At 66.6% G+C, this 16,177-nt stretch carries 12 protein-coding genes and 1 pseudogene; 9 read left to right on the plus strand and 4 right to left on the minus strand.

Annotation, left to right across the window (positions count from 1 at the left end; genetic code table 11):
• Positions 1-60: 60 nt before the first annotated feature.
• The 3 genes from ACPDIT_RS03575 to ACPDIT_RS03585 all read right to left on the minus strand — a co-directional run bounded on the left by ACPDIT_RS03575 (position 61) and on the right by ACPDIT_RS03585 (position 3,241).
• Positions 61-1,455 carry a sugar transferase gene (locus ACPDIT_RS03575; protein WP_423441619.1) on the minus strand — a complete coding sequence of 465 codons (1,395 nt, stop codon included), beginning with the start codon at positions 1,453-1,455 and terminating at the stop codon, positions 61-63.
• 71 nt (positions 1,456-1,526) lie between these two features.
• On the minus strand, positions 1,527-2,282 hold the full coding sequence (locus ACPDIT_RS03580; RefSeq protein ID WP_423441621.1) for an exosortase-associated EpsI family protein: 756 nt from the start codon (positions 2,280-2,282) through the stop codon (positions 1,527-1,529).
• Positions 2,279-3,241: an exosortase/archaeosortase family protein gene (locus tag ACPDIT_RS03585; RefSeq protein WP_423441623.1), complete on the minus strand. Its 963-nt coding sequence runs from the start codon at positions 3,239-3,241 to the stop codon at positions 2,279-2,281. The genes ACPDIT_RS03580 and ACPDIT_RS03585 overlap by 4 nt, the downstream gene beginning before the upstream one ends.
• 672 nt (positions 3,242-3,913) lie before the next feature.
• Between ACPDIT_RS03585 and ACPDIT_RS03590 the strand changes: the two genes are divergently transcribed.
• Together ACPDIT_RS03590 and ACPDIT_RS03595 are read left to right on the plus strand one after the other, a co-directional pair.
• Entirely contained in the window at positions 3,914-4,711 is a 798-nt protein-coding gene (locus tag ACPDIT_RS03590) for a nucleotidyltransferase family protein (protein ID WP_423441625.1), read from the plus strand.
• A 131-nt stretch (positions 4,712-4,842) separates the two neighbouring features.
• Positions 4,843-8,514 (plus strand): DUF5107 domain-containing protein, encoded by a 3,672-nt coding sequence (locus ACPDIT_RS03595; RefSeq protein WP_423441627.1) that lies wholly within the window; start codon positions 4,843-4,845, stop codon positions 8,512-8,514.
• Positions 8,515-8,689: 175 nt separating this feature from the next.
• Here ACPDIT_RS03595 and ACPDIT_RS03600 read toward each other — a convergent pair whose 3' ends face one another.
• Positions 8,690-9,343, minus strand: a complete 654-nt coding sequence (locus ACPDIT_RS03600) for an LON peptidase substrate-binding domain-containing protein (protein ID WP_423441629.1) — start codon at positions 9,341-9,343, stop codon at positions 8,690-8,692.
• Positions 9,344-9,589: 246 nt separating this feature from the next.
• Between ACPDIT_RS03600 and ACPDIT_RS03605 the strand changes: the two genes are divergently transcribed.
• The 7 genes and pseudogenes from ACPDIT_RS03605 to ACPDIT_RS03635 all read left to right on the plus strand — a co-directional run bounded on the left by ACPDIT_RS03605 (position 9,590) and on the right by ACPDIT_RS03635 (position 16,121).
• A complete protein-coding gene (locus tag ACPDIT_RS03605; RefSeq protein WP_423441631.1) occupies positions 9,590-10,351 on the plus strand; it encodes a radical SAM protein in 762 nt (253 codons plus the stop codon).
• A gap of 107 nt (positions 10,352-10,458) precedes the next feature.
• On the plus strand, positions 10,459-11,799 hold the full coding sequence (locus tag ACPDIT_RS03610) for an aspartate aminotransferase family protein (RefSeq protein WP_423441633.1): 1,341 nt from the start codon (positions 10,459-10,461) through the stop codon (positions 11,797-11,799).
• An 11-nt stretch (positions 11,800-11,810) separates the two neighbouring features.
• Entirely contained in the window at positions 11,811-12,620 is an 810-nt protein-coding gene (gene rsmA, locus ACPDIT_RS03615) for a 16S rRNA (adenine(1518)-N(6)/adenine(1519)-N(6))-dimethyltransferase RsmA (RefSeq protein ID WP_423441635.1), read from the plus strand.
• Positions 12,617-13,135: an NUDIX hydrolase gene (locus tag ACPDIT_RS03620; protein ID WP_423441637.1), complete on the plus strand. Its 519-nt coding sequence runs from the start codon at positions 12,617-12,619 to the stop codon at positions 13,133-13,135. Before rsmA ends, ACPDIT_RS03620 begins: the two co-directional genes overlap by 4 nt.
• 90 nt (positions 13,136-13,225) lie before the next feature.
• A pseudogene (locus ACPDIT_RS03625) lies at positions 13,226-14,500 on the plus strand (NupC/NupG family nucleoside CNT transporter).
• 153 nt (positions 14,501-14,653) lie between these two features.
• Positions 14,654-15,232 carry a glycine cleavage system protein R gene (locus ACPDIT_RS03630; protein WP_423441639.1) on the plus strand — a complete coding sequence of 193 codons (579 nt, stop codon included), beginning with the start codon at positions 14,654-14,656 and terminating at the stop codon, positions 15,230-15,232.
• Between the two features lie 73 nt (positions 15,233-15,305).
• Entirely contained in the window at positions 15,306-16,121 is an 816-nt protein-coding gene (locus ACPDIT_RS03635; protein WP_423441641.1) for a GDSL-type esterase/lipase family protein, read from the plus strand.
• The last annotated feature ends 56 nt before the right edge of the window (positions 16,122-16,177 follow it).

Here is a 16,177-nt window from a genome sequence, read left to right on the forward strand (position 1 = left end):
ACGTCGGATTCCGTTTGAAGCCGTGGCCGGTGGGCCGTCGGAACCCTTCGAGCCCCCGACTCATTTGGCCCCCTTGGCCGTCAGGACCACGGGGATGGTGCGCAGCAGGATCTTGAAATCCAGCCAGAGCGACCAGTGATCGATGTATTCCAAGTCCAACCGCACCCACTCCTTGAAGTCGCGAAGCTCACTCCGGCCGCTGATCTGCCACAGACAGGTCAACCCCGGCTTGACGCTGAGCCGCCGTCGATGCGCCACGTCATCGAACCGCGCCACCTCATCCAGCGGCAGGGGCCGCGGCCCCACCAGGCTCATTTCCCCCCGCAGAACATTGATCAGCTGGGGCAACTCATCGATGCTGTACCGCCGCAAAAACCGCCCGATCGGCGTCACGCGCGGGTCGTTGGTCAACTTGAACACCGGGCCGGACATCTCGTTCAGCTGTTCCAGCTCGTGCTTGAGCTGTTCGGCGTTCGTGACCATGGAACGGAACTTGTACATCGTAAACGGCCGACCGTTCAGCCCGGCCCGCTGTTGCCGGAACAACACCGGGCCCGGCGAAGTCAACCGGATCAGCAGCGCCACCCCCAACAGCGGAATGGCCAGCACCGTCAACAACACCAGCGCCCCCACCACGTCCACCACCCGCTTCAACAGCAACTGGACCGGCTTGTCCGGCGTGGCCCGGAACACCAGCACCGGCCGCCCGTAAAAATCGTCCAACGTGGTGCGCGAAATCTCCGTGCGGAAAAACTCCGCCATCAACCACGCCTCCACCCCCTCGGTTTCACAGGCCCGGATCACCTGCTGCACCTGCTCGAAATGGGTGTGCTCCGCGCTGATGATCACCCCGTTGACCGAGTGCTCATGCAGCAACTGCACCAGCCGCGCCGGGTCTTCCCGGGTCACGTCCAGCTCCGCCACCACGTCCATGCCCTCATCGGGATGCGCCTCCACCTGCCGGCGCAGCCGTGCCAACTCGGAGGGCACGCCCACCAGCACCACCCGCCGACGAAACTGGGGCTGCGTCAACCGCCGCCGATACATCCAGCGCAGCAGCTCCTGCTTGGTGTACACCAGCCCGAACGCCAGCCCGCCAAACCACACCACCATCCAGCGCGGGGTAACCAACTGGGTGAAAAACAGCAGCAGCGTCAGCCCCATGCACACCAGCACCACCCCGCGCAGCAAACACCAGGTCATCTGCCAGCGCGGGCCCAGCACCGGCCGGCGATAAAAGCCCAGGGCCTCCAACGTCAACGGCCCGGCCGGAATCAGCAGCAAATACACCCACAAATAGGCATCGAAGGGAATCGGTACCGGCGGCAAATCCAACCACTCGCACACCCGCGGGTGCGTGCGCAACGCGTACGCCAGCCAGAAGCTCAAGCCGAACAGGCAGGCGTCCACCCACTGATGCAAAAGCAAGCGGATCTGTCGTTCGCGCGCTGCCATGGCTCATCCCATCCCGGTCGGACCGTGGCCGGCCCGGCCATGCCCCCGGTCCATACTGGCCCCGTGCCGGTTCATGGCGGCGATCCCTCCCCGTGGTCCGGCCCGGTCACCGAAGGCCCACTGACCAACTGGAACTCGGGCACGGCCAGGGCCAAAAACTGTTTCATCCGCTCATAGGTCGCTTCCTCGCGCCCCGGCAGGCACACGGCGAAGCATGTCACGTACGCCCACCGCTGCAGCACCCCGCGCCGCACCAGTTCCCGGGCCATCCACCACATCCGCTCGAAACCCGTCGGCTCCCCGCTCAGCCCATCCTCGCACACAAACCAGTACACGTAGATCCCCCGCACCGGCACGGTCTGCCCCTGCACGCTCATCTCGCGACCCGCCACCAACTTGACCACCGGCAAGTCGTAGGGATGCGGCCGCGGGATCCGGACCCGATCGCGCACCGTCTCCTCGATCCGCCAACCGGCGCCGGTCAAACAGAATTGCGGCTTGTGAATGCTCGTCCGGTCCGTCCCCATCAGCACCACGTTCAGCAACACCTCGAACCCGTCGTCGGCCTTGTAATGTCGCTGGCCAAAACTGGTGTCCGGCGGCAATGCCTCGATCACCTCTTTCTGTTGCTCCACCCATTCCGACCGGTACCCGGGCACCGTCTCCGGCAACAGCACCTGCACGCGAATCGTGCCGTCGTCCAGCGGACGGGTCCGCACCCCCGGCTGTCCCAGCCGCTGCACGGCGTCCAATCGGGCCAGGACCAGCGCAGTGCCCACCATCATCAGTCCCGCCACCGCCGTCCACAACCACATCCTCCGGTTCATACGTGGTCCCCTCCCGTGGCATGCACCGGGGCGGGCACGGGCGGCTCTCGCAAGGCCCGCTCCAACAGCAACAAACAGCCGATGGCCACCGCAAACGTCACAAACCCAAACCGCTGCTCGATCTGGACCCCGTACGACTGCCCAAACAGCTCCGTGACCAGAATCGTGAACGTGATCCGCGCCACGTTGCCCACCACCGCCAACGGCACCGCCGCCAGTACCATTACCCACCGCCGCCACGCCGTCCGAAAGGCCGTCACCCCGAAAATCACCGTCAGCGCCAGCAGGCTCATCAAGCTGCGAATCCCGCTGCAGGCCGGCGCCACGTCGTACCGATAAGACCGCTGCGAATCGAAAATCAGCGATCCCTCCCGCAGCACATCGAACCCCAGGAACTGGGCGATCCCAACCGACAGATACGTCACCAGCATGCGCAACGGGAAAGTGACGTTTTCCGCCAGCGACCCCAACGGCACGCAAAACACCAGGAGCACATACGGAAAGACACACGCGCGCAAAAAGTCTCGACCCCAGGCGAGCCCCAGAAGCCCGTAAATCCCCAGGAAAAAGGCCACAATGGAAATCCGCGGCTGCTGGATCAGATAGCCCAGTACATGCAAAGCCAGGGCGCCGCCCACGAGGCCCAGAGCCGGGGGCCACATCTCCAAATGCCCGCCCCACAGCTGCCGCCGTTTCCACCACATCAACCCCAACACCACCAGCGGCATCACCAGACCGTGACCCTCGTCCCAGTCGTTCGCCGCATAGGCGTTCCACATCCACACCAGCAACGAGGGCGTCCGGATGTATCCGAACGTCGAATTGCCGAGCAGGTGGAACAGCAGGATCCACCCCGCCAGCAGCGCTGCCACGAGCCCCTTGCGCGGAATGCGGGGCCAGTACGACTGGAATTCCAGTCGGAACTCCTCCAACACGCCCAGCTGTCTCGACTCGGTCATCGCTTCGGATGCAAGACCCACCCGATACCCCATCCGCGCGCCGCGCTCAAACACATTCTGGCCGCCCCGGCCGGACGGCAGGGCGTCCGCTGCGTTGGCGTTGTACCCTCCCCTGACGCCCTCTCGGCTCGATGGTGCCACCCTGGCCGCTCCTCGATGCACATCCCTCCCACCCTTGACCCCCTGCCCCGGCGACCGTGCGGTCCGCCGGCCCCGCCACCCGACTCCCCGTCCTGCCCCTCCCCAGCCCCGGCCCCCGGCCCGCCGCCGGGCCGGCTCGCGCTCAGCCAGCTCCTGCACGCTCTGGCCGCAGCCGAACGCGCCTCCCGGGCGCGACGTCGTCCACCACCGATCTGATCAACCCTCGGCCACACCGGCCGAACCCCCGGCTGGCCGACCTCTCCACAAATCCCCAACGCGGGCCCGATGCCCTGCGCACTCCCATCCCCACCCAGACGGTGAAACCGCGCAGGCCCTCGGCCGCATCGCCACGGGACCGGGTCAACCGTGCAATCCCCTGCGATGGGACCCCTTCGCCAGACGGCTTGCAGGCATTCTCCACGGCGATCGCACCAGTTCGAGTGAAGACCTCCAGGAGCTCGGATGTCCGGCGGCGCCACCGGCAGCTTTGCCATTGATTTCTTCTGCCCCTCCAGCCCTTAATCCATCTCCATGAAAGCAATCGTGTTGGCCGCCGGTTACGCGACCCGACTTTACCCCCTGACCCTACACACCCCGAAACCCCTCCTGACCATCGCCGGCCAACCGATGCTCAACCACGTCCTGCGCGCCCTGGCCCCGCTCCGTCAAATCGACCTCGTTTACATCGTCACCAACGACCGCTTCGCCCCCCAGTTCGAAGCCTGGGCCCGCTCCCAGGCCGGCCGCACCCCGTTCCCCTGCACCATCATCAACGACGGCACCACCGATGATGCCAACAAGCGCGGGGCCATCGGTGACATCCACTTCGTCCTGCAAACCCACCAACTCCAGGACGACCTCGTCATTGTCGCCGGCGACAATCTCTTCAGCCAGCCCCTCATCGGATTCGGCGAATACTGCCTGGCGCGTCAGGCCCCGGTGCTGGGCGTTTATGACGTCGGCAACCTCGAACAAATCCGCCACTACAATGCCATCAGCACCGACGCCGAGGGCCGGATCACGTTCTTCGAGGAGAAACCCGCCCAACCCCGCAGCACCCTCACCGGCATTGCGCTGTACTTCTATCCCCGGGCCAGCCTCCCGCTGATCCAGCAGTACATCGCCGAAGGCAACAACCCTGATCAGCCCGGTCGGCTGGTCCAGTGGATGTATCCGCGGGTCCCCTTTTACACCTGGCGCGTGCCCGGTCTGTGGTTCGACATAGGTTCCCGCGAATCCCTGGAGCAGGCCGACCGGTTGTTCCGACAGTTGGCCTCGGACCGCTCTCAACCCCGGCCAACGGACACGCCGGACTCGCACGGGACCTGATGAGGATGCCCCGACTCCACCGACTCGTATGGCCGGGCGCGGCTTGCGCCCGGGCCCCGACCTTGCAAGTTTGAACCGCGTCCGAAGAATCCAAGCCGAGATTTGCCCCAACCCAAAATCGAACGCCGCCCATGAAGGCCCGCGCCGCCTTCCCCTCCACCGCTTGCGAACCGGCCTCGATTCAGACTCCCTCCCCGGCCGTCCGGGTAGATTCGTTCCGACTGGAGCTGCCCACCTGGTTGCCCGCGCGACCGGATCCCAACCCCATGTTTCTGGAACGACGCGTCTACCAGGGCAGCAGTGGTCGGGTCTATCCCCTGCCGTTCACCGATCGCATCGCCGAAGCCCCTGTCCGCCGGGCCTGGGAGGTGGTCCGACTCGAGAACCGATGGCTCGAGGTTTGGGTGTTGCCCGAGCTGGGCGGTCGTGTGCACCGACTCCGGGACAAAACCTCCGGTGCCGATCTGATCTACTTCCAGCCGGTCATCAAACCCGCACTGGTGGGACTGGCCGGCCCCTGGATCTCGGGCGGCATCGAATTCAACTGGCCCCAACACCATCGGCCCGCCACGTTTCTGCCCGTGGAAACCGCCGTGGAACGGCACCCCGACGGCAGTGTCACCGTGTGGTGCAGCGACCATGATCCCCTCCAGCGGATGAAAGGCATGCATGGCGTGTGTCTGCACCCGGATCAGGCCGTGCTGCACTTGAAGGTCCGGGCTCACAATCGCACGCCGTTCGTGCAAACCTTCCTCTGGTGGGCCAACGCGGCGGTTCGGGTGCACGAGGCTTATCAAAGCTTCTTTCCTCCCGATGTCACCTGGGTGGCCGATCACGCCAAACGTGCCGTCGTGTCGTATCCATTGGCCCGGGGCGCGTATTACGGGATCGACTACGCCCGCCGGGCTCGGCACGGCGTGCCCGCGGATGAAGTCCCCCGCCAGTTCGTCCCGCCTCATTGCCGGAGTTGTTTGCGCGCGCCTGCCGTCGAGACACCTCCATGGATGCCGGATTACCCGCCCAACGACCTGAGGTGGTACGCCAACATTCCGACTCCCTGCAGCTACATGTGCCTGCGGTCTGAAGGGGAATTCTTCGGCGGCTACGACCACCGCACCGGCCTGGGCCTGGTGCACGTTGCCGACCCTCACATCGCCCCCGGCAAGAAACAGTGGACGTGGGGCAACCACGAATTCGGGTATGCCTGGGACCGCAACCTCACCGAGCCGGACGAATCTGGCATCTACCCGCCTTACATCGAGCTGATGGCCGGCGTCTACACCGATAACCAGCCCGACTTCAGTTTCCTCCGCCCGGGCGAGACCAAGACCTGGAGCCAGTACTGGTACCCGATTCGCGACATCGGCCCCGTGCAAAAGGCAAACTTGCAGGCCGCGGTCTCCCTGCATCTGCATCCAACCCGGGAAGCAGCCAACCCGCCGGACCTCGCAGCCGGGGCCAGGGGCCCGACCCGGGTCGGCGCCCTCCTCGCTCAGCTCGGCGTCTGCGTCACCCGCCCACACCCCAAACTCGAAATCGTGCTGGAACGCAAGGCGAAGCCGTGGGCCAGGTTTCAATGCGACCTGGCACCGGACCGGGCCTTCCTCCGACAGGTTGCCCTCCCGCCGGACACGCGGCTCACGGATCTTACGTTGCGCGTGCTGGATGCCCACGGCGCGGAATTGCTCGTGTACACGCCGGCGCCGCCCCCGCACACACCCCCTCCCCAGCCGGCGACCGAACCGCCACCCCCGGAAAAGATTCGCAGCCCGGATGAACTCTATCTCACCGGCCGCCATCTCGACCAATACCGGCACGCCACGCGGTGTCCCACGCTCTACTGGCGCGAGGCACTCCGTCGAGATCCGCTCGATGCCCGATGCAATGAGGCCATGGGGCGCTGGCACCTCGGCCGTGGCGAATTCGACGCTGCCGCCGCCCACCTCCGCCGTGCCATCCAACGCCTTACCACACGGAATCCCAACCCCGAAGACACCGGAGCTTTCTATCATCTGGGGCTCTGCTTGCGGTTTGCCGCCGACTTGCGCCTGGCCCGATCCGGCAGGGCGGCCCGCCCCGCCGCAGGTGCGGACCCCGATCCGCAAGCCCTCCGGCACGAAGCCCGGGCCATGTTTGCCAAGGCCGCATGGGATGGGGCCTGGGCCGCCGCGGCGCTCCGTGCCCTGGCCGAAATGGATTGCTGCAACCATGCCTGGGACCGGGCACTGGAGCAGTTGAATCGATGCCTGCGCCTCGATGCCGACTGCCTCGGTGCCCGGAATCTCAAGGTCATGGTCCTTCGCCGACTGGGGCGCCATCGTGAAGCGGTCGAGATCCTCCGCGATACGCTGGCCCTCGATCCGCTTGACGTCTGGGCTCGATGGCTCCACCGCCGCGAACTCACCCGCGATGCCCAGGCGGCCCTCGACATCGTCCACGACCTGGCCCGTGCCGGATTTGACCAGGAAGCCATCGAACTCCTGCACGCCGTGGCTGCCAATCTCCCCGCACTTCTCGAGGCTCAAACGCAGCCGGACCGGCTGCCCGACCAGAATTGGGGAGTGGCGCCGCTGGTGTATTACACGCTGGCCTGGCTCCACGGGCGACAGGGCCAATCGGCCTCAGCCCGACAAGCGCTCCGTCAGGCGGCCAAACAGCCGCCCGAGTACTGCTTCCCGGCACGTCTGGAAGAGATCGCCGTCCTGGAATTCGCCCGGGCCCACGCGCCACGAGACCCGCGGGCCCCTTACTACCTGGGCAATCTCCTGTTCGACCGCCGCCGTTACGCAGAAGCCATCGCTCTTTGGGAACACAGTGCACGGCTCGATCCCCGCTTTCCCATCGTCTGGCGCAACCTTGGCATTGCTTATTACAACGTCCAAAACCGCCCCGGGCGCGCGCGCAGCGCCTATGAGCGCGCCTTCTCGCTCAACCCCGGGGACGCCCGCTTGCTCTACGAACGCGACCAACTTTGGAAACGCCTCCGCGTCTCGCCCCGTCGGCGCCTCCGCGAGCTGCAACGTCATCCGGCCCTCGTCCAACAGCGCGATGACCTGACCGTGGAGCTCTGCGCCCTCTTGAACCAAACCGGTCGGCCTGAAGCGGCGCTGTCACTTCTGCAACGCCGACGCTTCCAACCCTGGGAAGGCGGCGAAGGTCAGGTCCTGGGCCAGTGGATGCGGACGCATCTGGTCCTGGGGCGCCGTGCCCTGCGCCAGGGCCGCTCGGCCGAGGCGGCCGCCCACTTCCAAGCCGCTCTGGAACCACCGCCGAACCTGGGCGAGGCGCGTCATTTGCTGGCCAATGTCGCGGACGTCCATTACTGGCTGGGATGCGCCCGGGCCGCATTGGGCGATTCGGGGGTGGCCCGGCGCCATTGGCGACGAGCCGCGGCCTTGGAACGGGATTTCCAGGAGATGAGCGTCCAACCCTTCAGCGAAAAAACCGTTTACGCTGCGCTGGCATGGCAACGCCTGGGCCACCCCGACCGCGCGCGCCGACTGTTGCAAGCGCTGCTCGATTATGCCCGCCGCCGCCAACGTCAGCCCGCGCGCATCGATTATTTCGCCACCTCCCTGCCCACCATGCTGCTTTTCGTCGATGACCTCCGGACCCGGCAGCGCAATCACGGCCGATTGATGGAGGCACAGGCACTTTGGGGGCTCGGCCATCCCGCCCGCGCCCGGACTCTGCTACGACGCATCCTGCGCGAAGATCCCGCCCAGGCCGAGGCACTCGACCTGTGGGAGGAGTTGCAAAACCGAACGTGCCCCATGCCAGCCGGGAGTGCCCCATGCAGCTGACCCTCTGGGATCTGGCCACGTTCGCGGGGTTTCTTGCCCTCGTGGTGGGACTCGGCACCTGGAAAAGCCGTCGCGCGCCGGGCAGTTCCTGGACCAGCGTGGATTACTTTTTGGCCGGCCTCGGGCTGGTGCTGGGAAGCTGTTTCGGTCTCGGGCATCGTCTCGACGAGGGGATTCAGCCTTTCTTGCCCGGGCCCTGGGCGAGCTGTTCGCGCAGGATCCCGGCCAGGATTTCCAGTCGCTGGGCCACGTTGGCGGTGCCCAGCAACAGCTGGCGCATACAGGGGTCACGAACGAGAGTGGCGCCGACAAGGTCGGCCACGCATTCGGGGTCGTGCAACCGGGAGACGAATTCCAAAAGCTGTCGTGCGGTGACTTCGGAACAGGGACCGAGGGGGGTGCTTTCTCCGTTGGAAAACCAGAACGGGGTACCGTTGAGGGCCAGATTGGTTTGGATCTGCTTTCGGACGAGGTGCTGGACTTGTTGGAGGAGGGGTTTGAGGACTTCGGCGGGGGCGGGCTCGCTGGGGAAGGGTTCGATGCGTTGGATTCGGTAAGGTTTGTAGCGGACGGTCTCGCAGATTCTGACCCGGCTGAGCCCTTGCAGGATCAGGTGCGAGGTGCCGTCGGGGTGGGTGACGGCGGCCCGCACCAGTCCGAGCCCGCCGACGGGCAGGGGCATCTCGCGCGTGGTGTAGAGGCGTTGCATGACCACGACGAACATGCGGTGGGTGGCCAACACGTCGGCCAGCATCTGGCGGTAGCGGGGCTCGAAAATGTACAGCGGCAGCAACGACTGCGGGAACAGCGTTGCTTCCGGCAGTATCATAATCGGCAGTTCACAGGGCACGTTCACTCCGTCAATTTAGGGGACCTGCCCGCGGGCGCAAGGGGTGAGGCGGTGCGAGGGCAGAGCGCAAGGGCTGTGGCACGGGCTGGGTCGATCGGCGTGGGAACGCCAAACCGGGGCCGCCGGCGCGGAGGCTGCGGGTCGATTCCCTGTCCTGTCGGTGGGGCGTGCACCCGGGGGGTTCGCGGTTGTCAACCGGCCGCGGTTGCGGAAGAGTAGGCGCCGATGTCGGACGACAGTCTGGTGGTCAACGAAATCTTTTACAGTGTCCAGGGCGAAAGCAGCTGGACGGGGCTGCCTTGTGTGTTTGTGCGGCTGACGGGTTGTCCGCTGCGCTGTTCGTATTGTGACACGGCTTATGCGTTTCGGGAGGGGCGCCGCATGACGCGCGCCGAGGTGCGCCAGCGGGTGCACGCGTTGGCCGAGCCGTTTCGGCGGTCGGGGTTGCGCGTGTGTCGGGAGGACGGCCCGGGCGTGCGCCTGCCCCTGGTGGAAGTGACCGGTGGGGAACCTCTGGCGCAGGCCGGTTCGCTGCTTCTGATGCGGGAGCTGTGCGACGACGGGTTCACGGTGTTGCTGGAGACCAGTGGTGCTCTGGACATTTCCCGGGTGGATCCGCGGGTGCACCGGATCGTGGACGTGAAATGTCCGAGTAGTGGCGAGCTGGATCGGAATCGATGGGAGAACCTGGAGTGGCTGCGGCCCACTGACGAACTCAAGTTCGTGATCGGGACGGTCGAGGATTACGAGTGGGCGCGGGAGCAAATCCGGAGTCGGGACCTGGCCCGTCGTTGTCCGGTGTTGATTTCGTGGGTCCATCCGCTGACGCCGGCGCAGATGGACCCAAGCCTGAAGCCGGTGCCGGAGGGGCACCGGCCGCTGACACGGAGAGAGTTGGCGGAGCGGATTCTGGCGGATGCGTTGCCGGTGCGATTTCAGGCCCAGCTGCACAAGTGGATCTGGCCCGCGGATCAACGGGGCGTGTAGGGTGGCGGAGGCGTGTTCATGCAGGCATCGGAGCGGCCCCGGTCGGAAGGTCGGCGGGGGATTGACGTGTCCTGGACGCGGCCACCGGAGCTTTGAATACCACGGCCATGGGCGGCAACGCTGATTGGTTGAGGCGGTTGGCGCGGTACGAGGCGCGGAATGTGACGTTCGTGGATCCGGACGGGCGTTGGCCGGTGGTCTGGGAGCGGGCGCGCGGGGTCTGGGTGTGGGATGTGGAGGGCCGCCGCTACCTGGATTTGACGGCGGCATTTGGGGTGGCGGCGGCGGGGCATGCGAACCCGAAGGTGGTGCGGGCGGCCTGCACCCAGGCACGGCGGTTGTTGCATGGCATGGGCGATGTGCATCCGCATCCGCCGAAGGTGGAACTGGCGCGGGCGTTGAGCCGTTGGACCTACGAGCGCTGGACGCGCGGGACGACGCGGCGGGCGCACGGGCGGGTGATCTTAGGTTGTTCGGGCTTCGAGGCGGTGGAGGTGGCGTTGAAGACCGCGATGCGGGCGACCGGGCGCGCCGGGGTGGTGGCGTTCGAGGGCAGTTATCACGGGCTGGGATATGGGGCGTTGAACGTGACGCACCGGGAGTATTTTTGGCGCCCGTTCGAGGCGCAGTTGCGGAGGTTCGGGTCGTTCGTGACGTACCCTCGGCGAGCGGCGGATTTGGACGAGGTGTGGGTCCAACTGGATCGGGCCCATCGGCGCCGTCCGGTGGGGGCGGTGTTGGTGGAACCGGTGCAGGGTCGGGGAGGCATTCGGGTGCCGCCTCCGGAGTTTTTGCCGATGTTGCGGCAGTGGTGTGAGGCGCGGGGAGCGTTGTTGGTGGTGGACGAGGTTTTCACCGGGTTTGGGCGGACGGGTGCGTGGTTTGCGTGTGAGCATTCCCGCGTGGTGCCGGACTTGATTTGTTTGGGCAAGGCCCTGACGGGCGGTTTTCCGTTGTCGGCGTGTGTAGGGCGGGCGGAGGTGATGGATGCGGCGTGGCCGGCGTCGGAAGGGGAGGCCCTGCACACGAGTACCTTCCAAGGTCATCCGGTGGGATGCGCGATGGCGCTGGCGCACCTGGAGGAGTTGCATCGGCTGAAGCTGGCGGCGCGCGCAGCCCGTGTGGGGGAGTGGTTGATGGAGCGGTTGCGCGCGCTGCCGGGGCTGCCCGGCCTGGAACGGGAGGTGCGGGGATTGGGGCTGATGGTGGGGATGGAACTTCGCTGGCGGGACGGCCGGCCCGCGACGGCCGTGGTGGTGGAGACGTTGAAGCGCATGCTGGAACGGGGATTCCTGATGTTGCCGGAGGGCGCGGCGGGCGAGGTGTTGGCGTGGACGCCGCCGCTGACGGTGCCGCAGCGATGGTTGGAGCGGGCGGTGACGGCGCTGGAGGAATCGCTGCGCGAGGCGGTGCGGCAGGTAACGGCGGGGACGCGGGGGAGGCGATGAAGCGTTCGGAGATGCGCGCGTTGTTGGAGGGGCACGGCGTGCGTTTGACGCGTCGGCTGGGGCAGCACTTCATGCATGACGGGCGGGTGCTGGACCGGATGGTGTCGATGGCGGAACTCCGGCCGGACACGCCCGTGCTGGAGATCGGGCCGGGGTTGGGGCCGTTGACGGAGCGTTTGCTGGCGCAGGGGTGTCGGGTGCTGGCGATCGAGAAGGACGCGCGTCTGGCGGAGTTGTTGCGGCAGCGGCTGGGGCCGCGGGAGGAGCTGGAATTGGTGGTGGACGATGCGCTGGCGTTTTTGCGGCGGGAACAGCGGGACTGGCGGCCGTGGGTGGTGGTCTCGAATCTGCCGTACTCGGTGGCGTCGCCGCTGCTGGTGGAAATGGCGGGGTTGCCGCAGCGGCCGCGCCGGCTGGTGGTGACCGTGCAGGCGGAGGTGGCGGATCGGCTGATGGCGCGCGGAGGGGAGTCGGCCTACGGGCTGTTGAGCCTGTTGGTGCAGCGTTCGTATGAGCCACGGCAGCGGTTCCGGATCCCGGCCGCATGTTTTTTCCCGGTGCCGCGCGTGGACTCTGCGTGCGTGGTCTTGGAGCGGTGCGAACCCGAACGGGTGCCGGAAGCGTTGCACGGGGTGTTTTTGCGTCTGGTGCGACGTGCGTTTTCGCAACGGCGCAAGCAGATGTTCAAATTGTTGCGTTCGGAGTGGCCGGAGTCTTTGCTGGTACGGGCGTTCGACGCGGTGGGGTTGTCGCGGGAGGTGCGCGGGGAAGCGGTGACGCTGGAGCAATACGTTGCCCTGGCGCGGGAGCTGAGTGCATGAGCATGGAATGGTTCGACGTGGTGAACGAGCGGGATGAGGTGGTGGGCCGGGCGCCCCGGGCGGAGGTGCACGCGCGGGGGTTGCGACACCGGGCGGTGCATGTGCTGGTGTTCAACGGACGGGGTCAGTTGTTCCTGCAAAAGCGGTCGCGTTGGAAGGACCGGGAGCCGGGCTTGTGGGATTCCTCGGCCTCGGGGCATGTGGATGCGGGCGAAGCGTACGACGCGGCGGCGGTGCGGGAATTGCGGGAGGAGTTGGGGGTGGAGTTGGCGGCGCCGCCGCAGCGATGGTTCAAACTCGAGGCCTGTCCGGAGACGGATCAGGAATTCGTCTGGGTGTACCGTTTGGAACATGGCGGGCCGTTTCAGTGGTCCTCGGAAGAGATCGAGGACGGGGCCTGGTTCGATCCGGGGGTGATTTCGCGGTGGGTGCGGACGGAACCAGCGATGTTTGCGCGCTCGTTTCGGTATTTGTGGGCGGAAGTGGAGCGCCGGGGCGGGCGAGCGGAGCCCTGAACCGGGAGACCTGCCGGGTGGCCGGCGGCCTGACCGCGGGGCCTCCGGACGGATCGGGCGAAGCGAGTTGCGAGGGACGGGGAATCGACCATGGACGAAAGCGCCTGGGGGTTGAGGCTGGTGAGCCTGCTGGGTCTGGGGTGTTGGCTGGGGCTGGCGTGGGTACTGTCCAGTGCGCGTCGGCGCTTTCCCTGGCGGACGGTGTTGTGGGGTCTGGCGCTGCAGTTTGGCCTGGCATTGCTGTTGTTGCGGACGGCCTGGGGACAGGCGGTGTTTCGGGCGACCGGGGAGGCTATTCGGGCGTTGACGGTTTTTGCGGAGGAGGGCTGTCGGTTTGTCTTCGGGCCCCTGGCGGATTCGGCGGCGATGAACCAGGTGTTCGCCGGGCGGGGACTGGTGTTTGCGATTCTCGTGTCGGGCACGATCATTCTGGTCTCGAGTCTGTCGTCGCTGTTGTATCACTGGGGCGTGCTGCAGCGGGTGGTGCGGGCGATGGCGTGGGGGATGCGGCGGCTGATGGGCACCAGCGGGGCCGAAACGCTGTCGGCCGCGGCCAACGTGTTCATGGGTCAGACCGAGGCCCCCTTGTTGGTGCGACCGTACATCCCGCGGATGACGCGGAGCGAGCTGCTTTGCTTGATGACCGGTGGCATGGCGACGATCGCGGGCGGGGTGGCGGCGGTGTATGCGCGCATGGGAGCGGAGGCGGGACACCCGGAGATGGCAGGCCATTTGCTCACTGCCTCGGTGCTCAACGCGCCGGCGGCGTTGCTGATTTCGAAGATTCTGGTGCCGGAGACGGAAGTGAGCGAAACGGCGGCGGGCCATCTGCAGGACCCACCCCGAACCACGGTGAACAGCCTGGATGCGCTGTGCCAGGGAGCGGCAGAGGGCTTGCGGCTGTCGTTGAACGTGCTGGCGATGTTGATTGCGTTCGTGGCGGTGGTGGCGCTGGTGAACGCACTGCTGGCCTGGCCGCAAACGCGCTTGGGGGTGGAGCAGCCGGTGACCCTGCAGGGGTTGTTGGGTTGGTAGCACGCGCCGTTTGCCTGGTTGCTGGGCGTGCCCGCGCAGGATTGCGTGATGGTGGGACGGATTCTGGGGGAGCGAATCGTGCTGAATGAATTCATCGGCTACGCCACGCTGACGCACCCGGATACGGTACTGACCGACCGCGGGTTTACCCTGGCGACTTATGCGCTTTGTGGCTTCGCCAACTTCACCAGTATTGCCATCCAGGTGGGCGGCATCGGTTCCCTGGCACCGGAACGGCGGCCGGAGATGGCGCGGCTGGGGGTGCGAGCGATGCTGGGCGGGGTGCTGGCCACTTACTCGACCGCCTGCGTGGCGGGGATGCTGCTGTGAGCGCTGCAGAATGCGAACGGGTTGCGGCCATGTCGGAGCGGCAAGGGCGGCCTCTGCTGCGGCCCACGGCCTCTTGACCCGAGGGTTCGGCGGATCATGGGCAGCGGGATTGCGGCCTTGCCAGATGCGGGAGCATCTCCTACCAGTGGACCCATGCAGGCCCTGCTGGTGATGACGGTGTTGGGCCGGGACCGCCCCGGGCTGGTGGACTCGGTGGCCGAGGCGATTGCACGGCACGGGGGCAACTGGTTGGAAAGCCGGATGGCGCGTCTGGGCGGGCAGTTTGCCGGGATCCTGCGGGTGAGCGTGCCGGTGGAGCAGCGGGCGGCCCTGGAACGGGCGCTGGCCGATCTGGCGGAGCAGGGGTTGACCGTGGTGGTGCACGCGGACGAGTCCCTGGAGCGGCCTTCGGGCTGGCGAGCGGGACATTTGGAGGTGGTGGGGCAGGATCGACCGGGGATTGTGCGGCAGATCGCGCATGCCCTGGCGGAAGCCGGTGTGAACGTGGAGGAACTCAAAAGCGAATGCCGCAGCGCGGCCATGTCCGGCGAACCCATTTTCCAGGCCACGTTTCTGGTGGCGTTGCCGCCGCGATGTCCGTTGGATGCGTTGCGACAAAGCATCGAGCAGATCGCGGAGGATTTGATCGTGGACATTCAGTTCCGCGAGGAACCCCCGGCGGGCCACCCCGATGCGAGCGCGGGACCGTGGCGGGATTCCCCTCGCGGATGAATTCCGCGGCGCCGGGCAACGGCGGATCCGTTTGGGAAGATCGATTCCGGCTGATGTGCGAGAGGGAGATGCGATGAACTCGACCGTGATGGGCAAACAAACCGGGGGCCGTTCATGGCGGCTGCTGATCGTGGCGGGATGGATGGTTGTGGCGGGGGCAGCCTCGCTGGCGCAGGCACCGGCAGAGCTGCGGCCGGGCGTGGACCGTGCACCGACTGCGGAAATGCTGCCGGGTCGGGGCCCGGTGCAGCGTGGGGACTGGTTCGACAAGGTGTGGTCGCAGCGACGTGCCGAGTTTCGGGCGCGCCGGGAGGCGGATCGGGGGGCGATTGTGTTTTTGGGCGACTCGATCACGCAAGGGTGGAATGACCTGGCCCGGCGATTTGCGCAGTGGAAATGCGCGAATCGCGGGATCAGCGGGGACACCACGCGCGGGGTGTTGTATCGGCTGCAGGAGGACGTGCTGGATCTGGATCCCGCGGCGATTGTGTTGTTGATCGGCACCAACGACATCGGTCTGGGCGCGGATCCGGAGGACGTGGTGGCGAATCTGCGCGCGATTCTGGAGGCGTGTCGCAAGGCCAATCCGAAAATGCCGGTGATCGTGTGCAAGGTCATGCCGAGCCACGCGAGCCGACAACGGCCGGCGGACAAGATCCAACGGTTGAACGCACGAGTGGATGAGTTGGTGCGGGAGTTTCCACAGTGTCGTCGGTGCGACACCTGGACACCCTTTGCAGATGCCGAGGGGAATGCCCGGCCGGAGGAGTTTCCCGACCTGTTACACCCCAACGCGGCGGGCTACGCGAAGTGGGCCGCGGCGTTGGAGCCGATCTTGCGAGAGTCGCCGGGATTGCCCGCTGCCGCACCCGGCCAGAAGCCGTCTTGAAAGGTCCCACGACGCCGTCCCGAGCCCCGAGCTCCGGAGTCCGTTTCGCGTGCCCT

This window comes from Limisphaera sp. VF-2 (assembly GCF_049537125.1).
Taxonomy (GTDB): Bacteria; Verrucomicrobiota; Verrucomicrobiia; order Limisphaerales; family Limisphaeraceae; genus Limisphaera.